This window comes from Bradyrhizobium sp. 192 (genome assembly GCF_023100965.1).
Lineage (GTDB): Bacteria > Pseudomonadota > Alphaproteobacteria > Rhizobiales > Xanthobacteraceae > Bradyrhizobium > Bradyrhizobium symbiodeficiens.
The window spans coordinates 4,625,017-4,651,043 of the sequence record NZ_CP064690.1 but is presented as its reverse complement, the minus strand read 5'-3'; the positions used below and the strand labels follow the sequence as shown (position 1 = coordinate 4,651,043).

Annotated in this window: 25 protein-coding genes and 1 tRNA gene; 17 read left to right on the top strand and 9 right to left on the bottom strand. The window is 64.2% G+C overall.

Annotated features, from left to right (window positions below):
* Positions 1-144: 144 nt before the first annotated feature.
* The 4 genes from IVB24_RS21225 to IVB24_RS21210 all read left to right on the top strand — a co-directional run bounded on the left by IVB24_RS21225 (position 145) and on the right by IVB24_RS21210 (position 2,771).
* On the top strand, positions 145-1,509 hold the full coding sequence (locus IVB24_RS21225) for a hypothetical protein (protein WP_247768481.1): 1,365 nt from the start codon (positions 145-147) through the stop codon (positions 1,507-1,509).
* 130 nt (positions 1,510-1,639) lie between these two features.
* Positions 1,640-2,080: an MgtC/SapB family protein gene (locus IVB24_RS21220; protein WP_028178747.1), complete on the top strand. Its 441-nt coding sequence runs from the start codon at positions 1,640-1,642 to the stop codon at positions 2,078-2,080.
* A 74-nt stretch (positions 2,081-2,154) separates the two neighbouring features.
* Complete coding sequence (locus IVB24_RS21215; protein ID WP_162308554.1) at positions 2,155-2,310, top strand: hypothetical protein; 156 nt, start codon at positions 2,155-2,157, stop codon at positions 2,308-2,310.
* A gap of 80 nt (positions 2,311-2,390) precedes the next feature.
* Positions 2,391-2,771, top strand: a complete 381-nt coding sequence (locus IVB24_RS21210; RefSeq protein ID WP_094973989.1) for a hypothetical protein — start codon at positions 2,391-2,393, stop codon at positions 2,769-2,771.
* Here the strand turns inward: IVB24_RS21210 and IVB24_RS21205 are convergent.
* Entirely contained in the window at positions 2,731-4,290 is a 1,560-nt protein-coding gene (locus IVB24_RS21205; protein ID WP_162308555.1) for a beta-(1-6) glucans synthase, read from the bottom strand. The two genes, IVB24_RS21210 and IVB24_RS21205, sit on opposite strands and share 41 nt — an antisense overlap.
* Positions 4,291-4,612: 322 nt before the next feature.
* Here IVB24_RS21205 and IVB24_RS21200 point away from each other — a divergent pair, with 322 nt between their 5' ends.
* The 5 genes from IVB24_RS21200 to IVB24_RS21180 all read left to right on the top strand — a co-directional run bounded on the left by IVB24_RS21200 (position 4,613) and on the right by IVB24_RS21180 (position 10,854).
* Positions 4,613-5,221 (top strand): beta-1-3, beta-1-6-glucan biosynthesis protein, encoded by a 609-nt coding sequence (locus IVB24_RS21200; protein ID WP_247768480.1) that lies wholly within the window; start codon positions 4,613-4,615, stop codon positions 5,219-5,221.
* Between the two features lie 217 nt (positions 5,222-5,438).
* Entirely contained in the window at positions 5,439-8,114 is a 2,676-nt protein-coding gene (locus IVB24_RS21195; protein ID WP_166469298.1) for a glycosyltransferase, read from the top strand.
* 164 nt (positions 8,115-8,278) lie between these two features.
* A protein-coding gene (locus IVB24_RS21190; RefSeq protein ID WP_247768038.1) for an IS630 family transposase occupies positions 8,279-9,230 on the top strand; the annotation gives its coding sequence in 2 pieces (ribosomal slippage) (positions 8,279-8,619 and positions 8,618-9,230; 954 coding nt in all).
* 359 nt (positions 9,231-9,589) lie between these two features.
* Positions 9,590-9,665 (top strand) — tRNA-Lys (locus IVB24_RS21185).
* A 988-nt stretch (positions 9,666-10,653) separates the two neighbouring features.
* Positions 10,654-10,854, top strand: a complete 201-nt coding sequence (locus IVB24_RS21180) for a hypothetical protein (RefSeq protein ID WP_247768478.1) — start codon at positions 10,654-10,656, stop codon at positions 10,852-10,854.
* Between the two features lie 1,071 nt (positions 10,855-11,925).
* Here IVB24_RS21180 and IVB24_RS21175 read toward each other — a convergent pair.
* Positions 11,926-12,153, bottom strand: a complete 228-nt coding sequence (locus IVB24_RS21175; RefSeq protein WP_247768476.1) for a hypothetical protein — start codon at positions 12,151-12,153, stop codon at positions 11,926-11,928.
* A gap of 1,130 nt (positions 12,154-13,283) precedes the next feature.
* On the opposite strand from IVB24_RS21175, the gene IVB24_RS21170 reads away from it, so the two are divergent.
* Positions 13,284-13,454 (top strand): hypothetical protein, encoded by a 171-nt coding sequence (locus IVB24_RS21170; protein WP_162848659.1) that lies wholly within the window; start codon positions 13,284-13,286, stop codon positions 13,452-13,454.
* A gap of 460 nt (positions 13,455-13,914) precedes the next feature.
* Positions 13,915-14,157: a hypothetical protein gene (locus IVB24_RS21165; protein WP_094974062.1), complete on the top strand. Its 243-nt coding sequence runs from the start codon at positions 13,915-13,917 to the stop codon at positions 14,155-14,157.
* A gap of 60 nt (positions 14,158-14,217) precedes the next feature.
* Here IVB24_RS21165 and IVB24_RS21160 read toward each other — a convergent pair whose 3' ends face one another.
* Together IVB24_RS21160 and IVB24_RS21155 are read right to left on the bottom strand one after the other, a co-directional pair.
* Positions 14,218-14,886, bottom strand: a complete 669-nt coding sequence (locus tag IVB24_RS21160) for a hypothetical protein (RefSeq protein WP_094974021.1) — start codon at positions 14,884-14,886, stop codon at positions 14,218-14,220.
* Positions 14,887-15,320: 434 nt separating this feature from the next.
* Positions 15,321-18,425, bottom strand: a complete 3,105-nt coding sequence (locus tag IVB24_RS21155; protein WP_247774143.1) for a DEAD/DEAH box helicase — start codon at positions 18,423-18,425, stop codon at positions 15,321-15,323.
* Between the two features lie 750 nt (positions 18,426-19,175).
* Here IVB24_RS21155 and IVB24_RS21150 point away from each other — a divergent pair.
* Both IVB24_RS21150 and IVB24_RS21145 read left to right on the top strand, forming a co-directional pair.
* Positions 19,176-19,415 (top strand): hypothetical protein, encoded by a 240-nt coding sequence (locus IVB24_RS21150; RefSeq protein WP_094974022.1) that lies wholly within the window; start codon positions 19,176-19,178, stop codon positions 19,413-19,415.
* Between the two features lie 164 nt (positions 19,416-19,579).
* Positions 19,580-19,864, top strand: coding sequence for a hypothetical protein (locus IVB24_RS21145; RefSeq protein WP_166469295.1), 285 nt, complete (start codon positions 19,580-19,582; stop codon positions 19,862-19,864).
* A gap of 6 nt (positions 19,865-19,870) precedes the next feature.
* Here IVB24_RS21145 and IVB24_RS21140 read toward each other — a convergent pair whose 3' ends face one another.
* Positions 19,871-20,263 carry an NUDIX hydrolase gene (locus IVB24_RS21140; protein ID WP_018317944.1) on the bottom strand — a complete coding sequence of 131 codons (393 nt, stop codon included), beginning with the start codon at positions 20,261-20,263 and terminating at the stop codon, positions 19,871-19,873.
* 138 nt (positions 20,264-20,401) lie between these two features.
* Complete coding sequence (locus tag IVB24_RS21135) at positions 20,402-21,487, bottom strand: AI-2E family transporter (protein ID WP_166469294.1); 1,086 nt, start codon at positions 21,485-21,487, stop codon at positions 20,402-20,404.
* 144 nt (positions 21,488-21,631) lie between these two features.
* Here IVB24_RS21135 and IVB24_RS21130 point away from each other — a divergent pair, with 144 nt between their 5' ends.
* The 3 genes from IVB24_RS21130 (at position 21,632) to IVB24_RS21120 (ending at position 24,388) form a co-directional block, all read left to right on the top strand.
* A complete protein-coding gene (locus IVB24_RS21130) occupies positions 21,632-21,844 on the top strand; it encodes a hypothetical protein (protein WP_247768475.1) in 213 nt (70 codons plus the stop codon).
* A 158-nt stretch (positions 21,845-22,002) separates the two neighbouring features.
* Positions 22,003-22,230, top strand: coding sequence for a hypothetical protein (locus IVB24_RS21125; RefSeq protein WP_094974025.1), 228 nt, complete (start codon positions 22,003-22,005; stop codon positions 22,228-22,230).
* A 109-nt stretch (positions 22,231-22,339) separates the two neighbouring features.
* Complete coding sequence (locus IVB24_RS21120; RefSeq protein WP_247768474.1) at positions 22,340-24,388, top strand: acetoacetate--CoA ligase; 2,049 nt, start codon at positions 22,340-22,342, stop codon at positions 24,386-24,388.
* Positions 24,389-24,394: 6 nt separating this feature from the next.
* Here IVB24_RS21120 and IVB24_RS21115 read toward each other — a convergent pair whose 3' ends face one another.
* A complete protein-coding gene (locus tag IVB24_RS21115; protein WP_247768472.1) occupies positions 24,395-24,604 on the bottom strand; it encodes a hypothetical protein in 210 nt (69 codons plus the stop codon).
* 199 nt (positions 24,605-24,803) lie between these two features.
* On the opposite strand from IVB24_RS21115, the gene IVB24_RS21110 reads away from it, so the two are divergent.
* The gene (locus IVB24_RS21110) at positions 24,804-25,106 is read left to right on the top strand and encodes a hypothetical protein (RefSeq protein ID WP_018317940.1); all 303 of its coding nucleotides are present in this window, start codon (positions 24,804-24,806) and stop codon (positions 25,104-25,106) included.
* 27 nt (positions 25,107-25,133) lie between these two features.
* Here the strand turns inward: IVB24_RS21110 and IVB24_RS21105 are convergent, their stop codons facing one another.
* The gene (locus IVB24_RS21105; RefSeq protein ID WP_247768470.1) at positions 25,134-25,568 is read right to left on the bottom strand and encodes a hypothetical protein; all 435 of its coding nucleotides are present in this window, start codon (positions 25,566-25,568) and stop codon (positions 25,134-25,136) included.
* A 124-nt stretch (positions 25,569-25,692) separates the two neighbouring features.
* Positions 25,693-25,950: a hypothetical protein gene (locus IVB24_RS21100; RefSeq protein ID WP_166469289.1), complete on the bottom strand. Its 258-nt coding sequence runs from the start codon at positions 25,948-25,950 to the stop codon at positions 25,693-25,695.
* Between the last annotated feature and the right edge of the window lie 77 nt (positions 25,951-26,027).

Here is a 26,027-nt window from a genome sequence, read left to right as displayed (position 1 = left end):
AACTGGCGCGGCGGGCGGCGCGCCCTCAAGAGCTCTCGCCTTGCTACCCCCGCAAACGCCCGGAATTCAAGTGCGACGGGGTTTTCCTGTTAATGTTCCCTGATTGATTCGGGGAAGCCGGACAGGGCTGGGCACTTAACGTTCATGGCAAAGGATTCCGACCCACTGGCGGATGCCTTCGGCACCAAGGAGACCGGCGGGCTGTTCTCCGGACTTGTGGCCGAGGAAAGCACGTTCGACCGCCGCATGATGTGGCGGCTGGGCTCATGGGGCGTGGCGGCCGTGGGTGCCGTCGTCATCGCGGTGATGGCCAACCAGGCCCAGCTCGGCTGGCGGCGCGACCAGCTTGCGTCCGCCGATCTCGCGCGCCAGGCGGAGCGGCTTCAGGTGCTGACCAAGGAAAGCCAGAACGAGGCCCGCCGGCTCGCGGCCGCCATCGAGACGCTGAACACGGATCGTGACCGGCTCTATTCCCGCGTCACCGTCGTGGAGCAAGGGCTCGATTCCGTCACCGGCGCCATCGCCAGGCAGCCCATCACACCGCCGCAGGCTGGGAAGCCGCAGGATGCTGCGCCCACGGCCCCCAGCGTCGCGCCGGTCGCCTCGACCCCCGCCTCCGCCGGCGACAAGCCGCGGACCGAGGCCGCCAAGGACACGCACAAGGAAACGGCGAAGGAAACGATCAAGGAGACTGCAAAGGAGCCGTCGAGCCTGCCGCCGCAGACTGCTGCCGCCGCCTCGCTCGTGCAGCAGCCGCTGGCAACGAATTCTGCGCTGCCGACGATTCCGCTGGTGCCCTCCAAGTCGATCATGGCGCCGCCCGACCCGGCCGCCTCGAAATTGATTCAGCCCGAGCCAAGCGAGAAGGCCGCCGAGCAGAAGGCCGAGCCGGCGCCCGCCCCGACCGAAGTCGTCGCGACAGCCGCGAAGGCGCCCGAGGCAACCGAAAATGATTCACCCGCCATCGCGGTTCAGCAGACGCGTTTCGCGATCGACCTCGGCGGCGCCAATTCGGTCGACGGCCTGCGCGCGCTCTGGCGCGGCCTGAGCAAATCCAATCCGGAGATCGCAGCGCTGCGGCCGATCATCATGATCAAGGAAGGCAACACCGGGCTCGGCATGCAGCTCCGCTTGGGGGCTGGGCCGCTGGTCAACGCCGCCGCCGCCGCAAAATTCTGCGCGATCCTCGCCGAGAACGACCGTCATTGCGAGACCACCGTGTTCGACGGCCAGCGCCTGTCGCTGCGTGGCGGCTCGGAGAAGGGGCAAGAGAAGTCCCCGGACAGAGTTTTGGAGAAGAACTCCGAGAAGCACCAGGACGCGGTCCCGCAAGCTGAAACCGCGCCCGTCGCAAAACCCGAGAAGCCGGAAAAGCGTCGCCGGGGCTATTCCTCCAAGCGCTCGTCGAAGCGCGAGGAGCCCGCGCCCACGCCTGCGGCACAGCCCGCGCCGGCCAAGCCGGAGGCCGCGTCGGCGGCATCGACACTGACGTCGTTCTTCCGCCGGTAGTCCCGCCCCGGCGCAAGCTGCTTGCATGCGGCGATCGGACGCTTGGACCTGAGTTGCCCTTTCGCCGCGGGTTTGCGTTCATTCACGGCGCGCGCCAAGCGTCGCCCCCTTCCTAAACGCACGAGCTTCGATGAACGAATTGGATGATGTGCTGAGGCTTCTCGTCGCGGCGGGAACAGGATTGCTGATCGGCATCGACCGCGACATGAACGACAAGCCGGTGGGCATGAGGACCCTCGCGCTGGTCGCTCTCGGCTCCGCCCTGGTCTCGATCTCCGTGATCGAGTTCCAGAATCTGCGCGATCACCCGGATGCGATCTCCCGGGTCATTCAGGGCGTCGTTGCCGGAGTGCTGACCGGCGTCGGCTTCATCGGCGCCGGCGTCATCCTGCACGACGCCAAGGCGAAGACCGTGCACGGCCTCACGACCGCGGCGACGGTCTGGATCGCGGCAGGACTCGGCATCGCATGCGCGCTGGGAGCCTGGCTGCTGGTCGGCGCTGCCATCGCCGTGACGCTGCTGGTGCTATTCGTGCTCGGCTGGGTCGAGCGACGGCTCGGATTGAAATAGCGGGCATACCAAATGATACGGAAGAGGTCGGCGTAAGACGGCAGTATCCGCGACGGATTTGATTCGGAGCGGAGATGACGGACGCGAAGTTTCTGCGGGAGCAACTCGCACTGATCCGGGAACTGGCAGAGAAGGCGGATCCCTACATCAGGACGCGACTGCTCGCATTGGCTGAGAAATACGAGCGACGGCTCGCGGACCAGAACCGGGCGACGCAAAGCCGGTTCTGACGGCCCCTCGCGCGAGCCGGATCACTGGAAACATCACCTGCCCTGTTGCCTGCCCGCGTCATCCCGACCATATTGCCGCCATGACAAAAAAGCCCTTCCGCCTCTCGCCCTACCAGGTCCAGTTCCTGATCGTCGTCGGCTTCGCCTCGGTCGGCTATGCGCTTTATCTGCGCTACCTCGCGATCGAGCTGTCGCAGGTCGCGCTCGCCTGCGACGCCGGGCTGCAGACGCTGCTCTGCAAGGCGCGGTCGGTCTCGACGGTGCTGTTCAAGAATTCGGTGTTCGGCATCGTCGCGCTGGTGGTTGCGACGCTGAACCTGATGCGGCCGTCGATCGTGCTGCTCACCGTCGGCATCGTCGCCGCCGGCCTCGGCATCGTGCTCTACAATGTCGTGCTGTCGGGACTGGCGATCGGCCTGTTCATCCTTGGGTTTGCTCGGCCCGCGCCCGCCACAGCGTAAGCGCGAACAACAGATAGATCGTGCAGGTCCACAGCGACTGCCAATTGTCGCGGCCCTCGTTGAACAGCACGAAGACGGCCGACAGCGCCAGCACGCCAGCGAACACCGATTCCGCGATCGGACGCTGGCCGATCTGCGGCCGGTTCAGCATCAAAAGCGCGAACGGCACCACCGCCATCGTCAGCGCGGCGTAGGGGAAATCCTTGTAGCGCGGGTCGAACACGAAACCGAGCGCGGTGTCGGCCGCGATCACTGCCGTCACCGCGAGCGTCAGGCCGAGCACGGCGGTGAGCTTCGACCATTTGCGGCCCTCGCGCGGGCCGAGCAGATCGAGGAAGCTCGGAAGGCTGCGGCCGATCACCATCGCCTGGGCGCAGAAGATCGGCGACAGGATTCCGGCCGCGAGCAGCGCGCCCCAGAGCAGCCAGCCGCCGATGCCGTAGCTCTCGTAATACATCTTGTCGGCGCCGATCCCGAGCAGGCTGCCCGCCGTCGTCGCCGAGATGGCGACCCCGAGCCAGGCCGAGAAGCGCGGCGTCCACGGCCGACGGCGCAGCGTGATCATCGCCACCGCGAACACCAGCACGCACAGACCCATGCCGGCGCCCATGTACCATTTCCAGAGCGGGAAATTGCTGATCGGCTGACCCGGTGGATATTTCAAGGTCCGGCGCACCGAATCGTACAGGCCCCAATAGCCGCCGACGGTGCCCTCCAGCTTGCGCTTCCACGGCTGGTCGTAGGACTCGATCAGGTTGACGCGAAATTTCTGCGACTTCGCCAGAGCCAGGATTTCCGAGACCACCCGCGCCTGGTTGGTGCGTGACGGCAGCGCGCCGTCGCGCATGCGCCCCTCGCTCGGCCAGCCGGTCTCGCCGATCAGGATTTCCTTGCCGGGAAACGCCACCGCCATGCGCTCGCGGATCGCCTCGACATGGGCCGAGGCGAATTTCGCCTTGATCGGAAAATCCTCCCAATAAGGCAGGATGTGGATGGTGACGAAATCGACGGCGTCATAGACCTCGCGGTTCTTCAGCCAATACTCCCAGACGTCGGCATAAGTGACGGGCACGCTGACCTGCGTCTTCACCAGGCGGATGATCGAGACGAGGTCCGCCGTCGTCATCTCGCCGCGCAGCAGCACCTCGTTGCCGACGATGACCGCGGTGATGATGCCGGGGAATTCCTTGGTGAGGCGGACGGCAAGCGCCGCCTGCTCGAAGTTCTTGCTGCGGTTGCTGGAGAGCCAGATGCCCTGCAGCACTTTCAGCCCGCCGACCTTGGCGGCGATCGCCGGCACCTGGTCGAGCCCGTTCTCCATCGAATAGGTGCGGACGCAGTCGGTGATTTCCTTGAGCTGGCGCAAATCCTGCTCGATCTGCTCGGCCTCGATATGGGTCCACGCCTCCAGCGGCGTCTGCTCGCCGCGGAACGGCGCGTAGGAGACGCATTGCACCTTCTCGGCGGGATCGATCGGGGCACGCGCGAGCGTGATCGGCGTCGCCAACCACCACCACACGGCAGCAATCGCACCCAGTGAAACGATCAGAAGCGCCAGTGGCGTACGAAGAGAAATCGGTTCCGTCCTCCGCGAAGGGTCCGTCGATTACCTGCTTGCACGCCGTCTGCCAAGGGGGTGCCCCAATGCCGATCCGCCCCTGCCCTGCGGGAATCCGGCCGTCGACCGTCACCTAGCATCGTGACTTTGCTGGACAAAATTCCAAATTCAGGTCATGGACTCCGAAAGACTTTTCCGCCGCATTGGAGACCCATTTGGACGCCATCACCGGCGCGTCCGCGGGATCCTGACGCGGACGGGCAGCGGATACATTGGGGAATTCATGCGGCAACGGGTGTTCGAGTCACGAAATGCGGTCCTGCGGCAGTTCGCCGCCGCTTTGGCCGTCTCCTGCCTTGTCCTTATGGCCAGCTTTGGCGGCGCGTCCGCCCAGAGCGGCACGCCCGCCCCCGAGCAGGGCAAGGCCGCCGCCCAGCCCGCTGACGCCGCCGCCAAGGACGCCAGCCAGAGCCAGAGCCAGAACCAGAAGCGGACCGACGAGTTTGCCGAAGCTGCCCGTGCCATCAATGGTCCGGGGGGCAACCCCGAATGCGTCTGGCTCGGCCGTCGCGCGGTTCAGTTGATGTACAGGGACGACCTCGATACCGCCTTCCGCCACCTCGATCTGTACGACCGCTTCGGCTGCCCCGGCGGCCACATCCAGGCCGCGTTCCGCTGCCTGACCCGCTTCCTGCCCCAGATCGACGACAAGGTTCCGAACAGCCTGAATAACCTGACCCAGGCTTGCTGGATCAACCCGGCTGCACAGCCGCAGCAGGCGGCGGCCGCAGCCTCCCAGCCGGCAACGCCGACCACCGGCAATGCGCCGGCACCGCAGCCGGCCGCGAGCCCCTCACCGGCAGCCAGCCCGTCGGCCGCGCCCCCGAAATAGTCGCGAACGTTTCAGCTGTCGTTCAGGAACGATCGGCGATAGAGGCGGTTGGCACTGCCGCGCGTCTTCTGGAAAAGGCCATGCCCTTATAAGGACATGAGACCATGACAGTTGTGAAACCGCGCGGCAGAGGTATGCTCCCTTTGCCGCGGACTTGGTCGGATCTCGGGGTCGGATCCGCTTCCCTGCCCCCTCAGCCCCTTTTGGTTTAGCCGCGATGCGCGTTGTCGCCGCCGTTTTGTTGCTCGTGTCCGTGCTTCACGCGGGCATATGGGGAGTTCTGCGCGACAAGGAACCCGCGCCAGACTTCAAAGGCCTGTTGCCAAGCGTCTCCTATGCGCCGTTCGAGGGCTCGGCCCACCCGGACATCGACAACATCCCGACCATCGAGAAAATCCGCGCCGACCTGAAGACGCTGTCGACCATGACGCGCGCGATCCGCCTCTATTCGTCGACGGGCGGCGTCGAGCTTGTGCCACCGATCGCGGCCGAGTTCGGCATCAAGGTCACCGTCGGCGCCTGGATCGACAAGGACAAGGATCGCAACGACCGCGAGATCAAGGCGGCGATCGAGCTCGCCCGCAAGAACAGCAACGTCGTCGGCGTCGTGGTCGGCAACGAGGTGATCTACCGCGGCGAGCAGAAGGTCGCAGACCTCATCGACATGATCAAAAGGGTGAAGAGCGCGGTCCGCGTGCCCGTCACCACCGGCGAGATCTGGAACATCTGGCGCGACAACCCCGAACTCGGCTCCAGCGTCGATTTCATCGCCGCGCACGTGCTGCCCTATTGGGAAAATTTCCGCTCGGACCAGGCGGTCGACCAGGCCGTCGACCGCTACAATTTGTTGCGCAATCAGTTCCCGGGCAAGCGCATCGTCATCGCCGAATTCGGCTGGCCGAGTGCGGGCTATAATTTGCGCAACGCCGACCCCGGTCCGTTCCAGCAGGCCCTGACGCTGCGCAACTTCGTCAGCCGCGCCGAAGCGCTTGGCATGGAATACAACATCGTCGAGGCGATCGATCAGCCCTGGAAGTATTTCGAGGGCGGCGTCGGTCCCTATTGGGGCATCCTCAACGCCAGTCGTGAGCCGAAATTCGCGTGGACCGGCCCGGTCGAAAATCCCGACTACTGGAAGCTGATGGGAATAGCGCTGCTGGTCGGCATCCTGCTGTCGCTGCCCATCCTGCGGATCGAAAAACCGACCGTGAAGCAAGCCTTCCTGCTGTCGGCGACCGCCAACGGCGTCGGCGCCTGGGCCGCGACCGTGTTCGCGTTCTGGAACGGCCACTACTTCATCTTCGGCTCGGCCTTCGCGCTGACCCTCGGCATGATCCTGCTGGTTCCCCTCGTTCTCATCGCGATGGCGCGCATCGACGAGATCGCCGCGGTCGCCTTCGGCCGGCCGCCGCAGCGGCTGATCACGAAGGACAAGCCGGTCGCAAACGTCCCCGAAGGTTACTGCCCGAAAGTCTCGATCCACATCCCGGCCTATTTCGAGCCGGTCGACATGCTCAAGCAGACGCTGGATGCGCTGGCGCGGCTGAACTATCCCAACTACGAATGCGTGGTCATCATCAACAATACGCCGGACCCCGCGTTCTGGCAGCCGATCCAGGACCATTGCCGCGCGCTCGGTGAACGCTTCAAGTTCATCAACGCCGAGAAGGTGCAGGGCTTCAAGGCCGGCGCGCTGCGCATCGCGATGGACCGCACCGCGGTCGACGCCGAGATCATCGGCATTCTCGACGCCGACTATGTCGTCGAGCCCGACTGGCTGAAGGACCTCGTGCCCGCCTTCGCCGACCCGAGCGTCGGCCTCGTGCAGGCGCCGCAGGAGCACCGCGACGGCGACCTGTCGATCATGCACTACATCATGAACGGCGAATATGCCGGCTTCTTCGACATCGGCATGGTCCAGCGCAACGAGCTCAACGCCGTCATCGTGCACGGCACGATGTGCCTGATCCGCCGTGCGGCGATGGACATGGCCGGCGGCTGGTCGTCCGACACGATTTGCGAGGATTCAGATCTCGGCCTCGCCATCCAGGAGCTCGGCTGGACCACGCATTACACCAACACCCGCTACGGCGCGGGCCTGCTGCCTGACACCTACGAGGCCTTCAAGAAGCAGCGCCACCGCTGGGCCTATGGCGGCCTGCAGATCGTCAAGAAGCACTGGCGCCGCTTCCTGCCCGGCGCGAGCCGGCTGACCGCCGACCAGAAGCGCGAATACGGCCTGGGCTGGCTGAACTGGCTGGGCGCCGAAAGCCTCGGCGTGGTCGTGGCGCTGCTCAACCTCGTCTGGGTGCCGATCGTCGCCTTCGCCGACATCGCCATCCCCGACAAGATCCTGACACTGCCGATCATCGGCGCCTTCGTGGTCTCGCTGGCGCACTTTCTGTCGATGTACCGCGCCCGCGTCGCCATCAAGCCCGGCCAGATGCTCGGCGCCATGATCGCGGCGATGAGCGTGCAATGGACGGTGTCGCGCGCGGTGGCGCAGGGTCTCATCACCGAGCACATCGCCTTCGCCCGCACGTCCAAGGGCGGCCTCTCCAGGATGTCGATCGAGTTCCAGGCGTTCTGGGAAGCCGTGATCGGCGCCCTGCTCCTGATCGGCTCCGGCGTCCTAATCGTGACCAACAGCTTCCGCCAGATCACCGAGATCTACATCTTCGCCGGCGTCCTGGTGCTGCAGAGCCTGCCGTTCCTGGCCGCGGTTGCGATCGCCATCCTCGAGCTCAGCCGCATCAACTCGTTCCAGTTCTGGCGCGACAGCGCGATCCGCACCGCCGAGCTGATCGGCCTCCGCCCGGTCGCCCTGCCCCCCGTGGGCGCACCGCAAGCCGTGACGAACGAAGTGCGGCGGGAGACGAAGGTGACGGGCTGACCTCGCCTTGATGCCATCCTTCGAGACGCCCGCCTCCGGCGGGCCCTCAGCATGAGGTCACAGCAGACGTTAGAGCATTTTCCAACCTGTCGGAATCGGTAGGGGATTCCCTTGCGAGGCAAATTGTGATTCACCCTGAGGGCTGGTGATGGAGGCCAGCCCCCATGGCTAAACCGCTGTCGCCGGACCTTCGCATTCGTATTATTCGGGCTGTGGAAGATGAAGGCATGAGCCGTCGGGGCGCCGCTGTTCGGTTCGGCGTGGCGCCCTCGACAGCGATCGAACTGGTTGGCGAGTGGCGAAGGACCGGCGCCTGTGAGGCGGGAACGCAGGGCGGAGACCGGCGTTCAGCTCGGATCGAGGGTCACGCTGCGGAGATCCTCTCCCTGGTCAAGGTTACGCCTGACATGACGCTGGCCGAGATCGCTGACCATCTCTTCAAAGTCCACGGCGAGCGTTTCGTGCCGAGCGTGATCTGGCGATTCTTCGATCGTCGCAACATCACGTTCAAAAAAAACATCGCACGCCAGCGAGCAGGATCGGCCGGACGTGGCCGCTGAACGCGCAGCGTGGAAGGCGTCTCAGCCTGAGATCGGCATCCATCGGTTGGTGTTCATCGACGAGACGGGGGCTTCGACCAAAATGGCGCGGCGCTACGGCCGTTCGCCGTACGGCCAGCGCTGTGTCGCCGCGATCCCGCATGGTCATTGGAAGACGACGACCTTCGTCGGCGCGCTTAGAGCGACCGGTATGACCGCGCCGATGGTCCTCGACGGCCCCATGGATGGTCCGGCGTTCGAGGCTTACGTGACGCAAGTCCTGGTACCGACACTCAAGCCCGGCGACATCGTGGTGATGGACAATCTCGCAGCACACAAGCGGACCGAGATCGCCATCGCAATCGACGCGGCGGGCGCTCAGCTCCTCTATCTCCCGCCTTATTCGCCCGACCTCAATCCGATCGAAATGGCCTTCGCAAAGCTCAAAGCCGCCCTGCGAAAGGCCGCCGCCAGATCAATCCAGGCTTTGGACAATGCTATCGCCCTCACCACAGCCGCCTTCACCGCCCAAGAGTGCCTGAACTTCTTCGCCGCGGCAGGTTATGATCGCGCCTGATCAGAATCTGCTCTAGACCCTCATGGTGAGGAGCCCGCCAAAGCGGGCGTCACGAACCATGCAGGCCGAGCTCCTTCGGTCCCCCTCAGCAGTTCAGCGTGGATGATAGGGCGACAATCAAGTTGAGAGCCCTGGCCTAACCAGCGGAAACCGCGAGCAAATCCCCGCTCCTGCCGCGACTTTCGGTAACCACGCCCGCTATTGACCTCCGCGCCCCATCACCCTACACAGCGCGGGCCGAGAGCATGATCCGGAAACAGCCGGTTTTCCCCACGACGCCCTTAAAGCGTAGCGGCAAGACATGCTCCTCGAATGTCCGACCACGATGGCGAACTCCGACGTGCCATCAGCGGCCATGGGAGCGCGTAGCTCAGCCGGTAGAGCACGTGACTTTTAATCACGGGGTCCTGGGTTCGAGCCCCAGCGCGCTCACCAAATTATCCTTTGAATTCAAATTATTGCGCGACAAACATGAGATCACAGAGTGTGACCTCTGTCTGTGTGCAACGCAGACGCAACGCCAAGTCGTTTCGGCCAGAGGCGTAATGCAATGGGATCAGAACACATGGGCCAGCGTCGAGGCTTACTTGATCAAAGGCTGGCCTTGGCCGGTGACGGGATTCCATCCGGTAAGCATCTCGCGGGTCCACGACAATATTTCGAGTGCTCCAATGACGGATCGAGGCTTACCATCGGCGCTTACGGTCGCTGAATCGTCTTTGAAGTGGTAGTAGGCGTCATCCAGATTCTTGAGAAACCTTTCCTGGAAAGTCGGATCGGACTGCTCGATCGTCTTGACCAAACAAGTTGCAAGCGCCGCCGCGCCTGCGCGAAACGTTCCACTCTTCGTCCGTAATAGCCATCATTCCCTCCGATTGCGATCAAGCCTTCAGGCAACCTAGGTGAATGGACGTGTGTTGCAAAGGAATTCCAGTTGCAAGTGAGCCATCACCCCTACCCGTCCCGATGGCCGGCCGACCAAGATCACCTTCGGCCAGATGCGTAACATGGGCGTGCGCGGCGTCCTGGTACTGCGCCGACTACCGCTGCGGACAACTCCGTTGCCATCAGCGCCGATCGCTGGCCCGATGACCTCCGGCTGTCGGACATTGAGCCTCGCTTCACCTGTACCGCTTGCGGCAGGCGCGGCGCTGAGGTCCGGCCCGACTTCGCGTCAGGCAAGCCGCCGATAGCGCTTGGGCAGCGGTGAACGAGGGTTTGAAAGTTGGCTGGCGTTGCGGTCCTGTTCTCGGTTTGCGATCTGTTCCCATGCCTTGGCAGGCGCTGGCCTGTTGAGGCCTAATGGACTAAGTTGAATTTGGCCGTGGCTTAGTTTGAGATGGGACTTTAGGAACGGATGGTCACGCATCGGCATATTAGGAATCGGAAGCTCAGCCCCGCGGTTAGGACCCGAGGACGTGCCATGCAGAAGCGACGACGATTCAAGCAAACCGTACGGCTTGAAGAGCGCCTTGCCGAGGAAGCCAGACGCCTCCGCGAAGAAGCGGAACTCCTCCCTCACGGACCTGTACGCGATGAAGCGCTACGAAGGGCCCGACAAGCCGAGACCGGCTCGCACCTGAGCGAGTGGCTGACCTCACCCGGACTGCGACCGCCAGAGTAACAGGAACTAACCGACAGCGCGTTCGTAATCCCGTACAGGTGGCCCGCCTTGGTCGTGCCTGCGGGCAGCCGGTATGTGTGAAAAGTGCGTCGAGCTGGACGAGAAGATTCAGCACTACGAGCGGATACGCGCGGCGATAAGCGATCAGCTAACAGTTGATCGGATCAAAGACTTGGTGGAGCAGATGCGCGCGCAAAAGGCCGCGTTACACCCAGAGTAAGCCGCTTCGGTCCCCGAGTTGACGTAACGGCCTATGGAACAAATGTTCACTTTGGAACTTAAGGACTCACCTAACTTAAGGACTCACCTGTGGCAGGGTGAGGACGATGAATTATTTCAGCAGCGACAAGTTTACCGGCCCTAAGACCCGCGAAGATCGGCGATGCACATGCGGGGCTCAACCCAAGCTCGCGAATCGCATGCTGGACCCTATGCGCGGCCTCACCGTCCGTATGTTCCAATGCCAGTGCGGCGAACGCAGTTGGACCGAGGACAAAGAGTAAGGCCGCCTCAGTTGGCGACCTCTTTCACGCGCTTGTCCACATCCCCGACCCGCAGTAGCTCGGCGTGCTCCATTCGGCGGTGCGAGCCCGTCCCTGCCCATCAGGCCGCTCCAGTTCCTGATCCATGTGCTGGCCCCGTTTTCCGGCCTGAGTTTCAATTTTGGAACAATCTGAGGGTTTGGATGTTTCCGAGCATTGTTGCTCGGGAAGCTGCAAAAATGCTTACGATGCTGGCAACCTTCGCCGCCCCTGTCGTGGTGCTGACGATATTGATAATCGTCGCCTGTGAGATCAGGGACGCTTGGGATCGAAACCGTGTCGAGTAGTAAGCCGCCAGTTCTCCTTGGCGTGGCGGCGCTGTGATTTGTTCCTGCCGACCCTTGGCATAAAGGAATTTGTCACATCGAACACATTGCGAACGCTGTCTCGATTTCAGAAGCCGTATTGCCCGAGGAGTACGAGCGATTTGCGCGAACACGTAGCGTCCTATTTTGCTTTTCTGTCATTCGGCTGGTGCTATAATCGTTCCGTTCGGGGAACGACTGCCATGGACTACCGCGCTTACATCTTAGACGATGAGGGGCGTATCACCGGCGTCCACGAGCTGGACTGCGCTAACGACGAAGAGGCTAAGCAGAAAGCGGCCCAGTTGCTCGATGGACACGATCTTGATGTCTGGAACCGAGCGCGGCACGTCGCCCGATTGAGACACCACACCCGGTAGTAAGGCCGCCTCAGTCGCGCGCTGAACCGACACCACATTCCAGAGTTCAATCCCCCGGGCAAGGAGCCGCATTGGGACCGGCGCAAGCTGAAGAGGGATCAATGACCGTCTGGAGCTACACCGACCCACGCAACAGGTCGGAGACAAGGATCACCTGAAGGTTTTCGGCTCGGAAGAAGCGGCCGAGATCTGCTTCGAGGAGAACGATCCGGAGGGCGTGGCGTTCGAGTACGATGTGATTGGTACGCCAATTCGGCAAACGGAAAAGCCGCAGCGCGGTTCCAGCCCCACTGCGGCCCATCCCGGGCAACTTGAAATTGATTGATGCTTAAATCTCGCCGGTGTTCTCACAGTAGAACACCCCGTTCCAAATAAGGACTCCGTACAACTACCGGAGTCCGTTGTTCCACGAGTTGTCATTAACGGCGGAACATGGCACGGCTCGCTCTTCCAGCCCCAATGCTCCCGGCTGCCGGTTCAATTGCGGATCAGAGCGCCGGGAGTGCTCGGCCTTCAGACTGAGGGCTATACGTTGAGCTCGCGAGTTGGTTTCGCTGCGCCGCAAAAAGAATCGATTTGCAGTTAGATCATGTCGGGCGGAAAATGGCTGCCACCGGGGCTGGCTGCATATTTCACTTAGAGCGTTTTTACCCGGTTCGTTTTGACCTCGGCGCGGGCCGCAGTGGAATCCCCACTGCGGCCATTTGCTTGTGTTACGCTCACGGTGCACTAAACAATGCGCAGATGACACGGGGCGGACTAACTCCTCCCTCGCAAAAGCGCGCCGGATTCCGATAAAGCCCAGTAGTCGCCCCGAGATGAACCGCCCGGAACATCCGCCTATTGTGCCCTCCCCCTCTGGGCATGTTGGCGATGGTTTGCGCAGCGAAAAACAGTCCGCCCGTTCTGATCTGCTGCAAGTGCAGACGGCCGATGACGTTCTTGGCCACGCTGCCGGCCATCTTCACGCTTCCCGCAGTGCATGCCTACCAGTGCCGTCCCTGTCTGCGGGTTGACACCATCCCACTGGCTTGAGGCCGGACTTGCCGTGATGGCGCGCTCAATGAGTGTGGTGACAGTGGGCTCGACTGCCGCACGCTGCTAGCGCCTGGCGTCCGCAGCCGTTCCAAAAACCACCTCCAAAAACCCGCTGACAACCCGCCGGAAACGTGTACGCTTCTCCCAAAACCGGAGGGAACTGCATGTTTGAAATCAACGGTTTCGACACGGCGGGCGTCGTCAGTCTCAAGCGGCTGTCACTCGCCGCCGCCCTCAAGAAAGCCAGAGAGCTTGTCCGGGACGGCTGCAGGGACGTTCAGGTCGTCGATCCCGCCGGCCGGGTCTACACTTCGTTCGAAGAGCAAGCCGCCTAGCCCCCCGACATTCGAGTATCGCCGCGCCTTTCTCCGCGGCTAACCGCCTCGGCCGACGTTTGACGAGGCGTTGTTCAGCCAGCGCGCGGTTGCCTCGTCGCTCCAGCCGGGGACGGCAAAGCGCACCGGCGGAGTTGCATTCGCGCGGGGTCGATCCACCGCGGGATGGCGTGCGCGAGCGTGATGCACATTTGCGGCGCTTGCGGAGCTGCACAGCACCAGCAACAGACCCATGGCGAACAGAGACCGCATCGCAGCAACTCCAATCGGGCAATCGCCCGTTGTCATCTGATGCGCCGATCGGCTCGCCACAACCCGAGCGCGGCTTCACAAGCTGGAGAGAAGCGCGAGCACCTGCGCTGGTGCAAGCCGGTCCTCAACTGCCGCGCGCCATTGCCAGTCAACTCGTTTGGGAGCAGGCTCGCTCGAGGCGCTCAAGACGCCGCACAGGGAGCGAGCCATGAAAGAACCGGGCCTCGATGGCCGCCACCGCGACAAGGATGGCCAGATCAGCAAGAAGCACGGCAATGCGCTGGTCGGCACGTTGCGCAAGATTTACGGGAGGGGTTTTGCGGCCGGCTATCCCGATACGACGCAACTGAGCGATGTCCTGCTTCAGCTGAACGAGACGTCGCTGAGCCAGTTGCGCCGCGATCACGACACCGGGCATCTGCAGCACAAGATCGACCACGCCGCGAAGTGACGGGCTGTCGGACCTGACGGCCAATCCCGGGCGACCTCGGTCGATCCGAAGCTGCGCTCGTCAGCTTTCAGGAGCGGCCGTCGCAGCCGGCACCGTCAGCGGCGCGCCTCCGACCGAAACGGGACCCAGGGGCATGACTTCCCTTACCATCCGCTTGCGCAGCGCGGGGGGCAGTCCGTAGCGCGCATGCGCGCGCCGGACCGATGAGGTGACGTCCGACGTCACCGTGTTTTGCAAATTGTCGATCTTCGCCATCAGCGCGGACAGTTGCGAGGAGATCTTCCTCACGTCGACCCGCTCCTCCGTGATGCTCTGCCGAAGCGACAGCAGCACCATTGAATCCTGCTGCAGCAAGACCGAGTTCTGATCCGATGCCTGATTGTTCTGTTGCAGCAACGCAGTGTGTTGCTGCTGGGCCGCCTGAATGTCCTTCAAGGCCGCGACCACGGGATCCGGCTTCGGCACGGATGCCTCCAGGCGCGGCAGCAGTTCAGCCAGACTGGCGACGCTCAGCGACCGAAAATCGGTCGGCGAGGTGTAGATGGCCGCTGCGCCGTTGATGGCGAGGGCGCACACCGCCAGGGCCAGGACGGATTTCCGGCTGGACCGCTTGAGCAGGGCCGGAGCTTCGGAGATTTCGGGTTCGTCCGCTGATGCGGCCGCCGCAAGGGCTGCAGCGTCCAGCTCTTCGGCGAAGCTTTGCGTTTCGAAAGTCGCGGTCATCTGCATTGACCCCAGTGAGCGAGCAACAGGAAGCCGCCCCTGAACCGTCCTCGCGACGACCCCTTGTACGCAGCACCCTTACACAACTGTCTAAAATTGTGAGCATTTCGGATTAATTCCACGTTAGCGGCCGACCACGCTGACCCGCTTGGCGCCCCCGGCCGATTACGGGGACAGTCGCGTGCAGGAGCGATTTCGCCTGTGGCCATCCTTCGAGACGCCCGCCGTTGGCGGGCCCTCAGGATGAGGGCCGAATGCGCGGCACTTTTTCAACGAACATGGGCGCTGCTTAGCCTCATCCTGAGGAGACCGCGAAGCGGTCGTCTCGAAGGACGGGGCGCGCGCAGGTGGTCACGACCTGCCTTCCGCCGGATTCAAAAAGCCTTGCGCCAGCAGCACTTAGCTACTGTGCATGGGGTTGTTTTCGCATTTTTTGGTCCCTACCCCTCGTCCAGCAGCTCGAACAATTCCTCCACCCGCTCGAACGGCGCGTCCTGCAATTTGGCGTGATGGACCACGCGATCGCCATCGCGCTGCAACGATTTGCCCCGCGACTTGCGAAGGCGCCCCGGAAGGAACGTTGCGGCTGCAGCCTCAGGCCCGACGTCGAGGCGGACGATGCCTCTGCGCTTGCATTCGAGCCTGATCCGGGCGGCGGCGAAGAAATCGAGCGCGCCTCTCGGCAGCGGGCCGAAGCGGCGTGCGGTTTCCTCCTCGAGATCTTCGAGATCGTCCTCATCCTTGCATCTTGCGGCGCGCGCATAGAGTTCGAGGCGCACCGGCTCGGACTGCACGTAGGTCTCGGGCAGCATGTCCGCGACCGGCAGGTTCAGGTCAGGCACCCACACCGCCTGCCCCTCGTCGAGCTTCTCCGAGGCCATCTTCAGGAGGTGGCTGTAGAGCACCGGCCCGAACACCTGGACGTGGCCGGATTGCTCCTCGGAGAACAGGTCGCCTGCGCCTCGCAGATCGAGGTCGCGCTCGCTGATCGCAAAGCCTGCGCCGGGCTTGCTGAACTCCTCGAGCACGGCCAGCCGCTTCTCGGATTGTCCGGACGCCGTCTCGGTCAACAGATGGGCGAAGGCGCGGATGCCGCCGCGGCCGACGCGGCCGCGCAGCTGATGCAGCTGGGCGAGGCCGAACTTTTCCGGCCAGCACACCACGATGGTGTTGGCACGGGGAATGTCGAGGCCGCTCTCGACGATGTTGGTCGCGAGCAGCACGTCGGCTCGCCCCTCGACGAAGCTCATCATGCGGTCGTCGATCTCGTCGGCCGCCAGTCGGCCGTGCAGGCAGACGATGCGCAGGTCCGGCGCCACCGCCTCCACCCGCGCCAGCATCGGATCGAGATCCTGGATGCGCGGGCAGATCAGGAAACTCTGGCCGTGGCGGCGCTGCTCGCGCAGCAGAGCCGTCGCGATCGCCGCATCCGACAGCGGCGCGATCCGGGTCGCGACCGGCAGCCGGTGCACCGGGGGCGAGGCGATCACGCTGAGGTCGCGGAAGCCGGCCAGGCCCGCGGCAAGCGTGCGCGGGATCGGCGTCGCGCTCATCATCAGCACATGGACGTTCTTGGCGAGGCCGGAGAGCTTGGCCTTCTCGGCGGCGCCAAAGTGCTGCTCCTCGTCGATGATGACGAGGCCGAGATCGTCGAACCTGACGTCCTTGCCGGTGAGCGCCTGCGTGCCGATCACGACCTTGATCCGGCCGCTCCGCAGTCCCTCCCTGGTCTCGCGCAGCGCCGCACCCGAGGTCGCCCGCGACAGGTTGCCGACCTCGATGCCGAACGGGGCAAAGCGCTTCTGGAACGTCGCCACATGCTGCCGTGCCAGCACCGTCGTCGGCACCGCGATCGCCACCTGCTTGCCCGACAGCACGACGGCCGCTGCCGCCCGCAGCGCCACCTCGGTCTTGCCGAAGCCGACGTCGCCGCAGATCACCCGGTCCATCGGGTGACCGGACGCAAGATCGTCCAGCACGTCGTCGATCGCCTTGGCCTGGTCGATCGTCGTGAAGTAAGGGAAACGCGCCACGAACTTCTCATAGGCCGATCCCGGCGGAACCAGCTTGTCGCCGCGCCGCTTGCGGCGCTGGCTGATGTGCTTGGCGAGCGCCTTGCCTGCCACCTGGATTTCGCGCTCGGCCTCACCGCGGCGCGCCCACCATGTGCTGCCGTCCGCCTTGTCGAGCGAGAGCTTGCCGAGCTCGGCCGCGTAAGGCCACATCAGCGCCAGATCGGGCGGCGGCACCAGCACCGCATTGTCGCCGGCGAACTTCAGCCGGATCATCTCCCGCATCGCGCCGCCGCCGGTGTTCACGGTCTGCAGGCCGTCGAGCACGCCGAGGCCGCGCTGGAGATGGATGACCACCGTGCCCTGCTCAGGCACATCGGCATGGTCGAAGGCCGCGCTCCAGGCTCGGGCCATTGGCTGCGCATGATGCGCGCGGCTGCCGAGCACGTCGGAGGCCGTCACGACGACGAGAGGCTTCTTGCCCGGCACGACGAAGCCGGCATCGAGATCGGCCAGCAGCGCCGCCTCGCCGCCCCGCCCCCGTGCCGCCTCGTCCCAGTCTTCGCAGCGCTGCGCCTTGAGGCCGCTCATCCGTTCCATCACGCGCAAATCGTCCTCATGCGCTGCGACGAGGATCAGCCGCGACCCGGCCCGTCGCGTGTCGTCGACGAAAGCCCGCAACGCCTTCCTGGCGGAGGTCAGCTTCGAAAATTCAGGGATGGTCTGGAACGACGAAGCGCGCGGCAACACCTTCATGCCCCGGCAGAGCTGCTTCCAGTCGCGCCGTCCGAGATATTCGCGCTCACGCTCCGCACGCGGCGCGGCCTCCTCGATCGTATCGAACCAGCCGTCGACATGTGCCGGCACGCCCGCATCGGCGATCCATTTAGCGCGTCCGCAATAGTCGAACAGGCTGGCGCGCTTGCCGCCTTTGCCGGCAAGGCCGAGCCGCTCCGACATGGGATCGACGACAAGCTCCCTGGTTTCGAAGATGATCCTGTGCTCGTTCGGATCGAACGCCACGATCCGCTTGATCGCGCGATCCGAATGCTCGATCCGGAACGGCCCCAGCGCGCCCGCAGGGAATATCTCGAAGGTCTGGCCGTGGAACAGCGCCCCGCCCGGATAGTCCGGCTCGTCATCGAGATCGTATCCGAGCGCTTCGAGGCGCGTCTCCAGATCCTGCTCTGAGAACGTGCCGCCGACCTTCAGGCTCACGCTCAGGCGCGACAGGCTCGCCGGTGGCGGCAGTCGCTCCATCACGGCTTCCGCCGTCGAGACGAGAAAGAGCGGCTTCTTGGATTTCGCGATGCGCCTCAGGACGGAGGCTCTCCGTCCTGCAAGCTCGTGCGACGGCTCGAGCTGATCGAACGGCAAGGTGTTCAAGCGCGGAAACACCAGCACCTCGCAGGAGGGGTCGAGCGCGTGAATGACGCTGCCGAGCCGTTCCGCCCTGTTCTCGTTCTCGGCGAGAAAAACGATGCCGCTCTGTCCGGATTGTTTCCATTGGACGAGCAGGTGCAGCGCCAGCACGCCGAGCGGCGACGAAGAGGAGATCGCGGCGCGCTGCGCCTCTTTGCTCTTCCCTGGCAGCGCCTTGCGTGACGACGTCCTGTTCGGTGACGTCTTCTTCGGCGACGCCTTGTTCGGTGACGCCTTCTTCGGCGGCGTCTTGGCCGCTCGCGCCTTCTTGGTAAGCCTCACTTGAATCCGTTTCTGGTCGTAAACCGTCGTCAACTGAACGCCAGCCGCCCTCATTTTCGATTCGGCGACTTCTCGCCATGCATATGGGATTTGCCCGGTGAACGCACGCCTGGTGGCAACGTTCGGCGCGGCGCCGCGATCCCGGCAATTTGTATGTTGATCGAGCTCGGACCGGAACTAGCGTGGTGCGAGATCTGCGTCTGTCGATGCGACGCTTGGCGCGATTGTAAACATTCTGCGCACGGAGAGAAACGAAAAAACCCCAGCGCTTGGAGCCACGCTGGGGCGTTTCGAGCAAAATGAACTGGTCAAGCAATGACGTGTTCATAGCAGCGATTTCAGCGCGCGCTTGTGAACTGGTTCACACGTTGCGGCGGACAAACGACCTAAGCACGGGGGCCCTGAGGTCCTCCGACCTTTGTGGAGAAAGTTTTCTCGCCGCGGGGGCTTGGGGGCCAGTCCTTCCAAAGCCGCCGGCGGCGGTTCGCCCGTCCAATCACGCCGGAACAGGGTACCGAATTCTCCGATTTGAGCGCGCACGCTCCACGCGCTAGGGTGCCTGCTTTGACGGAGGCTCATTTGAAACCAATCATTTTCATCGCTGCCATTGCACTGCTTGCGACGGCTCCCGCCCGCTCACAGCCGCTGGTCGATCCCAACAAGGTTGCGCCCGAATATCGCGAGGCGGCCGAGAAGCGCCGGGCCGAGCAGTTGCGCCAGCGCGAATGCGCGCTGAAGGCGGATCTCGAGAAGGTGCTCCCCAGGGATCGCACCGCCTTTCTCAATCAGTGCCTGGAAACGATGGCGGCCAAGCATTAGCGACTGACCGGCAGTTCCGTCCTGCCTGTTCCGCCACTGGCATGGCCGGACGATGGCGCTTGCCTGCGCGGTCCGCAGGCATCCCACAACGAAGACATTCAAGCTTTCTTCAGACATTTGGGATCATCTGACGATCCATTTTCCAAAGACATTGTTGTCCGCGCATGAGTTCGGTCCAGATTCAGTGCACGCGGTGCAAGGGCGTGTTCCGCGATCGCGCCGGGCGGTTGCAGGACGGCTATTCCAGGCAATGTCCGAGCTGCGAAGTGGTGCTGTTCTTCGCCGAGGATTCCCAACATCCCTTCGTCAAGCGCGCGATGCGCGATGCGCGCAACGTCCGGAAGCAGATGCGGGAAGCCGAAGCCGCGAAGCGTGCTGCGCCCGAACCGCAGGGGACGCAGTCGCGGAGGTTCGCCGGACGAACGCGGTCGGCCGGACGCGAGGACTAGACTAGCTCACCTTCGCCTCTGCTTCCTCGGAAACAGGCGGTCGCGGATATAGCGCGAGGTCGGCGTCAGGCGGATGCCGCGCGGCTTCTGCCAGGCGGCGCGGTCGATCTCCTTCTTGTCGCCGATCGCCAACCTGCCTTTGGCCGTCTTGGCAATGAAGATCGCGTCGCTCATCTTGCGGCCGGAGCGCTTGTTCCTCGCCGTCACTTCCTTCCAGAGGCTGATCCTGCCGAGCTTCAGCTTGGGCAGCTCCTCCCTGATCTCCCGCCGCAGGCAGTCCTTGTCGGACTCGCGCGCGCGCTTGCGGCCGCCCGGGAACATCCACAGGCCGTCCGACCGCCGTCTGACCAACAATACCTTGCCGCGCCGTGCGGCAACCAGTTTGGAAGACTTCGCCATTGCACCGTCATTGAGACCAGAATCGTCCCAATCGTAACTTGTCTAGTCGAACAGACAAGTTCCCGGCGCGCTTTGATCACAGATGCGAGCCGTCGGGTGGCCCGCCCCGGCGGAGCGATCGCGCCGTTCGCGGCGGGATCAGCCCTCGCCCGCCCCCGCCCGATCCTCCGTCCTGATCCAGGCCATCATCATCTCCCAGGCCACCGACAGGATGATCGGTCCGATGAACAGGCCGACGATGCCGTGGGCCAGCGTGCCGCCGATCACGCCGACGAAGATCACGATGGTCGGCGTGGTCAGGCCGCGCCCCATCACGAGCGGCTTCAGCATGGTATCGAGGAAGCCGACGAGGACGAGAAACACGGTCAGCAGCAGCGCCGTGGTGACGTCCTTGGCGGTCCAGATCCAGATGATGACAGGCAGCAGCACGAGGAAAGCGCCGATCTGCACGATCGAGAGCAGCAGCACGATGAAGGCGAGAAGGCCGGCGCTCGGCACCGCCGCGAGCTTGAAACCAATGCCGGCCAGCAGCGCCTGCACGATCGCGACGCCGATCACGCCCTGCGCCACGGCGCGGATGGTCGCACCCGCAAGCGACAGGAAATGCTCGGTCTGCTCGGGCACGATGCGAAACAGGAAACCGCGGCTGGCCGCAACCAGCCGCGGCCCATGTGGAAACAGGAAACCGGCCACGAACACCGAGACCAGGAACTGGAGCGTGCCGACGCCGGCATCGCCTGCGAGCGAGAGCAGCGGCCCCGCCAGCGGCTGCAGATACGGCGCCACCTCGCGTACCACCGCGCGGACGTTGGTGTAGGCCTGGTCCCAGAGCTCGTAGAGCAAGGGACCGACCAGCGGCCACGATTTGAGCTGTTCGGGCGCGGCCTGGAGCGCCAGATCGCCGGTGCCGAGCTGATGCGCCAGCTCGCGCACGCCGTCCACCGCGCTGATGCCAAGCCAGGTCGCCGGACCAATGACGATGCCGAGCGTGATGAGGGTCAGGATCGCTGCTGCGGTCTTGGGCCGGCCGCCCAGGATTTTGGCGACCCAGCTGAAGGCCGGATAGAACGCGACCGCGAGCACGCCGCTCCAGGCCAGGATCGGCACGAATGGGCGGATGATCAGGAAGGTCCAGATGATCAGCAGGGCGAGCAGGCCGAGCCGGATCACCAGCTGGATGACGTCCTCGCCCGTCAGCAGCTGACGGAGACTTTTCACGGGCACGGCCTTCCCTGCAACATGAACGCAACCCCCGGTGCTTGCGAGGCCTGGCCGTTATTGCCAGCAACGCATCCGGCGTCAAGACGAGCGGAACCGGCGTTTGCCCAAGATTAGGAACACTTTGGACCATTCCGCATTCGAAAAACGATGACACGCCCGTCCGGAAAGTCCGATGCATTCGCGGGCATACACCGCGGCATCCACTATTCCCTGAGGCCGAATGCCGCGCCGGGCTATTGGCACTATGCCTATGCGATCGGCGGCATGGTCCGCTCCGGACGGGTGCAAGGCAGGCTGCGGCTGCTCGCGGTCAGGCGGGTGCAAATGCGCATCGACCGGGACATGCGACCCGGCAGCTGATCCGGCGGCGAAGCCGCGCCGATCTCGCGTGACCCGCGATGGCGGCGGCGGCCGGGCTTGGCTAACGCCCGTTAACCGGATTTCCCCGCCCCGGTTTACGCCACTGCAAACGCCGGTGACTACCGTGGGTCGAGGTCAACAAAAACCATTCCGTGCAAATGGCCAACAGCATCTGGACGATCGAAGAATTCACCTGTGCAGGTTGCGGCATGAACTACACCGCGACCAGGGAAGAGCACAGCGAGGCCCACACTGGCAGCTTCAAATGCAGCATCTGCAGCGGCATGGTGCACGCCTGGTCCGGCAAGCATCATTTCTTCGGCTGGCAGGCCGTGAAGACGAGGCCGCCCGTGTTCGGCAGGCGCTGGGCCGACGTCGAATGGTAGGCTGAGGCACGGCGCCTCCGCCCCGTCATTGCGGCCTGCGTGAACTGCGGCTTCTGCTACTCTGCGGCATCAGTTAGACTCTCCGCCCCGCAACTGAAGCCGATGGTCAATGTCCGCTCCCTCCGTTCCCCAGATCGCCCTCTACCGCAACTGGCTCGCCGAGCAGCGCGGCCTCACTTTTGCTGATTACGAGGACATGCGGCGATGGTCGGTGCGCGATCTCGACGGCTTCTGGCGCAGCATCTGGGACTATTACGATCTGCAATCGCCGACGCCGTTTGCGGCCGTGCTCGCCGAGCGCAGGATGCCGGGCGCGGTCTGGTTTCCGGGCGCGCAGGTCAACTATGCCCGGCAGGTGTTCCGGCATGTCGCGGCGGCTGATGCCGCCGGCCTGCCCGCGATCGTCAGCGCCGGTGAAGACGGCAGGCTGACGGAGACGAGTTGGCCGGAATTGCGGCGCAAGGCGGCCGCGCTCGCGCTGCACCTGAAGGACCAGGGCATCAAGCCCGGCGACCGCGTCGCGGCCTATTTGCCCAATATTCCCGAGACCATCGTCGCGTTTCTCGCAAGCGCCAGCATCGGTGCGGTCTGGAGTGTCTGCGCGCCCGACATGGCAGCGCCCGCCGTGATCGACCGCTTCAAGCAGATCGAACCCAAAGTGCTGATCGCCTGCGACGCCGTCACCTATGCAGGCCGGCGGCACGACCGGCGCGATGTCGTGGCCGAGCTGCGGCGTGCGCTGCCCACGGTCGAGCATGTCATCCTGCACAGCGAGACCGTTGCGCCTGCCGCACCGGCGGCACTGCTTTCCGACATCCTCGCAAGGACGAGCGCTGCGGTCGAAGCGTTCGAGCCGATGTGGCTGCCGTTCGATCATCCGCTCTGGATCGTCTATTCCAGCGGCACCACCGGGCTGCCGAAACCGATCGTGCACGGCCATGGCGGTATCGTCATCGTGGTGCTGGCGCTGCTCGGCCTGCACAACGACATCGGCTGCTCCTATCACCCGAATTCGTTCGGCGAGCGCTATCACTGGTACTCTTCGACCGGCTGGATCATGTGGAACTCGCAGGTCGGCGGCCTGCTCAGCGGCACCACCTGTTGCATCTTCGACGGCAGCCCCGGCGGCGCAAAGGACAAACCGGACTGGACCACGCTGTGGCGCTTCGTCGCGCAGTCGAAAGCGACCTTCTTCGGCGCGGGTGCGGCGTTCTTCGCCAACTGCGCCAAGGCCGAGGTCGATCTTGCCGCCGCCGGCGATCTGTCACGGCTGCGCTGCCTCGGCTCGACCGGCTCACCGCTCAGCGCCGACACGCAAGGCCACTTCAACGAACGCTTTGCAGCCTTGTCGAAGAGCAACGGCAGCACGGCGCAGGCCGACATCTGGTGGGCGAATATCTCCGGCGGCACCGATTTCGCGGGCGCCTTCATCGGCGGCAATCGCGAGTTGCCGCAAACGCCCGGCGCGATGCAGTGCCGCCTGCTGGGCGCGGCCGTCGAAGCCTTCAGCGAACAGGGCCGCGCCGTCACGGACGAGGTCGGCGAACTCGTCTGCACCGAGCCGATGCCCTCGATGCCGCTGTATTTCTGGAACGACGAGGACGGCGCACGCTATCGCGCCAGCTATTTCGAGACCTACCCGGACAATTTCGACGGCAGCGGCCGCGGGCCGGTGTGGCGGCACGGCGATTGGCTCAAGGTCAACCGTGATGGATCCTGCATCATCTATGGCCGCAGCGATGCCACCATCAACCGCCATGGCCTGCGCATGGGCACCAGCGAGCTCTATTCCGCGATCGAGGCGCTGCCGGAGGTGCTCGACAGCCTGGTCGTCGACCTCGAATATCTCGGCCGCGACAGCTACATGCCCTTGTTCGTGGTGCTGCGCGACGGGGTCGCGCTCGACGGCGCGATGCAGGCCAGGATCAACAAGGCGATCGAGGCCGGCCTCTCCCGCCGGTTTCTGCCGAACGAGATCTTTGCCGTCGCCGAGATCCCGCGCACGCTCTCCGGCAAGAAGCAGGAGCTGCCGATCAAGAAGCTCCTGCTCGGCCATCCGGTCGAGAAGGTCATCAACAAGGAAGCGATGGCCAACCCCGCCTGCCTCGACTGGTATCTCGCCTTCGCGCGCGACTATCTGGCGCGAAGCGCTGCGTAGCTTCCATCAACCTCCGCCGAAATTGGAGGGATCGAGATTCCTGTTCTCCGAGGGCGGAATCGGTGGCCGCCCGGGAAATTTATACCAGCCGGGCGGCACCGGCGTCTCCTCGGCCGGGTGAGCGACGACGGGGTGGCGCGGGCGGGCGTGGTGACCCGGCGCAGCGGCAGCCGCGCATCCCGACATCAAGAGGATCACAATCGGGATGAACCGCATCGCATAGGCTCCAAATCTCCATCCAAACTGACATATGGTGCGAGAACTATGCTGTGCCCACGCACAAGCGCCATCACGTCCGGTCACAACGGCGGCACCGCGAGAGGCTGGCGATCGACCCAATTGCACCGGCGCCATTTGGACTCCGTTCACCGAAAGCCGCTAGATCAGGGCGGATCCTCCGCGCCGAACAGCAGACATGGCCGACCTCAACGCCGTCCTTACCAGGCTCAACGACCGCCTGCTCCGCCTCGAAGGTGAGTTGTTCGTGTTGCGTTCGCTGGCGCGCGCGACGCTGACGGCCGGCGACGACCACGCGGCGCGCATGCGCAAGCTGGTCGAGGCCGCAAAGATCGCGCTCGACGACGAGGCCAAGCGCCCTCTCGACAAACCGACACGCAAATATGTCGATGCAGCCACCGCGCTGGTGGAGGAATTGCTGGTCGAACCGACCCCGGCGCGGCCGCTGTTCACGGTGATCGACGGCGGCCGGCGCGACTGAACGCGCCCGCCTCGGCACGGCGACTGATTACCGCCCATACATGCCGGGAGCGCGTGCGCCGTTCGGATAGCACTGCCCGCGCGAATAGTTGTAATCGTAGCCGTCCGGACAGAGCCCGCCACGTCGTCCGTAGGCTTCGGGACGCCCGTAAGCGCCGGGCCCGTGCGCCCCGTTCGGGTAGCAGCTGCCGTTTGAATAATTGTAGTCGTAGCCGTCCGGGCAGAGCCCGCCGCGTCGTCCGTAGTTTCCATGATATTCGTGCGGCCCGGGATTCCGCGTGTAGACACCCGGCGCATGATAATCGTTGGGATAGCAGCGGCCGTTCGAGTGGTTGAAATCATAGCCGTCCGGGCATCGTCCGCCCGGAGCAGCCCTGAACTGAACTTGCTCCACCATGGGCTCCGGCGATGCCGCAGGCACGGTTGCAAATGCCAGCAGGCCGGCCAGCGCAAGCTCAATCATGACGTCTCCTCCAGATCGCGGGGACAAGCCTAGCAGGATTCGCGTCCCACGAAACGACCCGGGGATTGAGCCATGGCCGGCCTGAACCATGCATGAACCGGTCTCGAACTGCGACGATGCGTCGTCACGAGTCCTGGCGAGAGTTCGCCTCGCTCCCGCCGCTAGACGTTTTGGAATTTTCCGCCTTGAGCCGGCTGAGTCCGGCCTCGATGACCGCGATCTCCTCGTCGATCTTGCCGATCGGCAGGCTGAAATCATAGCCGCCGGACCTGCTCTTCAGATCGACCGCGAGCCGCTGCCTGTGCATCATCAACTCGTCGAGCCCGCGCCGGTTCTTCAGCCGCACATAGCTGTCGACGATCTGCTCAATTGCGCTCGGCATGAAATCTGTCCCGGCAAAATGGCCCGCGCCGCGCACAAAGGCTGGCGGGACAATTTCGGTGTCGCGGTACGCAATAC

Excerpts from the sequence above, each read along its gene's own strand:
- IVB24_RS21225 (WP_247768481.1), top strand. The coding sequence starts at position 145 with ATGGCAAAGGATTCCGACCCACTGGCGGATGCCTTCGGCACCAAGGAG.
- IVB24_RS21220 (WP_028178747.1), top strand. The coding sequence starts at position 1,640 with ATGAACGAATTGGATGATGTGCTGAGGCTTCTCGTCGCGGCGGGAACA.
- IVB24_RS21215 (WP_162308554.1), top strand. The coding sequence starts at position 2,155 with ATGACGGACGCGAAGTTTCTGCGGGAGCAACTCGCACTGATCCGGGAA.
- IVB24_RS21210 (WP_094973989.1), top strand. The coding sequence starts at position 2,391 with ATGACAAAAAAGCCCTTCCGCCTCTCGCCCTACCAGGTCCAGTTCCTG.
- IVB24_RS21200 (WP_247768480.1), top strand. The coding sequence starts at position 4,613 with ATGCGGCAACGGGTGTTCGAGTCACGAAATGCGGTCCTGCGGCAGTTC.
- IVB24_RS21195 (WP_166469298.1), top strand. The coding sequence starts at position 5,439 with ATGCGCGTTGTCGCCGCCGTTTTGTTGCTCGTGTCCGTGCTTCACGCG.
- IVB24_RS21180 (WP_247768478.1), top strand. The coding sequence starts at position 10,654 with ATGCAGAAGCGACGACGATTCAAGCAAACCGTACGGCTTGAAGAGCGC.
- IVB24_RS21175 (WP_247768476.1), bottom strand. The coding sequence starts at position 12,153 with ATGCGGCTCCTTGCCCGGGGGATTGAACTCTGGAATGTGGTGTCGGTT.
- IVB24_RS21170 (WP_162848659.1), top strand. The coding sequence starts at position 13,284 with ATGTTTGAAATCAACGGTTTCGACACGGCGGGCGTCGTCAGTCTCAAG.
- IVB24_RS21165 (WP_094974062.1), top strand. The coding sequence starts at position 13,915 with ATGAAAGAACCGGGCCTCGATGGCCGCCACCGCGACAAGGATGGCCAG.
- IVB24_RS21160 (WP_094974021.1), bottom strand. The coding sequence starts at position 14,886 with ATGCAGATGACCGCGACTTTCGAAACGCAAAGCTTCGCCGAAGAGCTG.
- IVB24_RS21145 (WP_166469295.1), top strand. The coding sequence starts at position 19,580 with ATGAGTTCGGTCCAGATTCAGTGCACGCGGTGCAAGGGCGTGTTCCGC.
- IVB24_RS21140 (WP_018317944.1), bottom strand. The coding sequence starts at position 20,263 with ATGGCGAAGTCTTCCAAACTGGTTGCCGCACGGCGCGGCAAGGTATTG.
- IVB24_RS21130 (WP_247768475.1), top strand. The coding sequence starts at position 21,632 with ATGACACGCCCGTCCGGAAAGTCCGATGCATTCGCGGGCATACACCGC.
- IVB24_RS21125 (WP_094974025.1), top strand. The coding sequence starts at position 22,003 with ATGGCCAACAGCATCTGGACGATCGAAGAATTCACCTGTGCAGGTTGC.
- IVB24_RS21120 (WP_247768474.1), top strand. The coding sequence starts at position 22,340 with ATGTCCGCTCCCTCCGTTCCCCAGATCGCCCTCTACCGCAACTGGCTC.
- IVB24_RS21115 (WP_247768472.1), bottom strand. The coding sequence starts at position 24,604 with ATGCGGTTCATCCCGATTGTGATCCTCTTGATGTCGGGATGCGCGGCT.
- IVB24_RS21110 (WP_018317940.1), top strand. The coding sequence starts at position 24,804 with ATGGCCGACCTCAACGCCGTCCTTACCAGGCTCAACGACCGCCTGCTC.
- IVB24_RS21105 (WP_247768470.1), bottom strand. The coding sequence starts at position 25,568 with ATGATTGAGCTTGCGCTGGCCGGCCTGCTGGCATTTGCAACCGTGCCT.
- IVB24_RS21100 (WP_166469289.1), bottom strand. The coding sequence starts at position 25,950 with ATGCCGAGCGCAATTGAGCAGATCGTCGACAGCTATGTGCGGCTGAAG.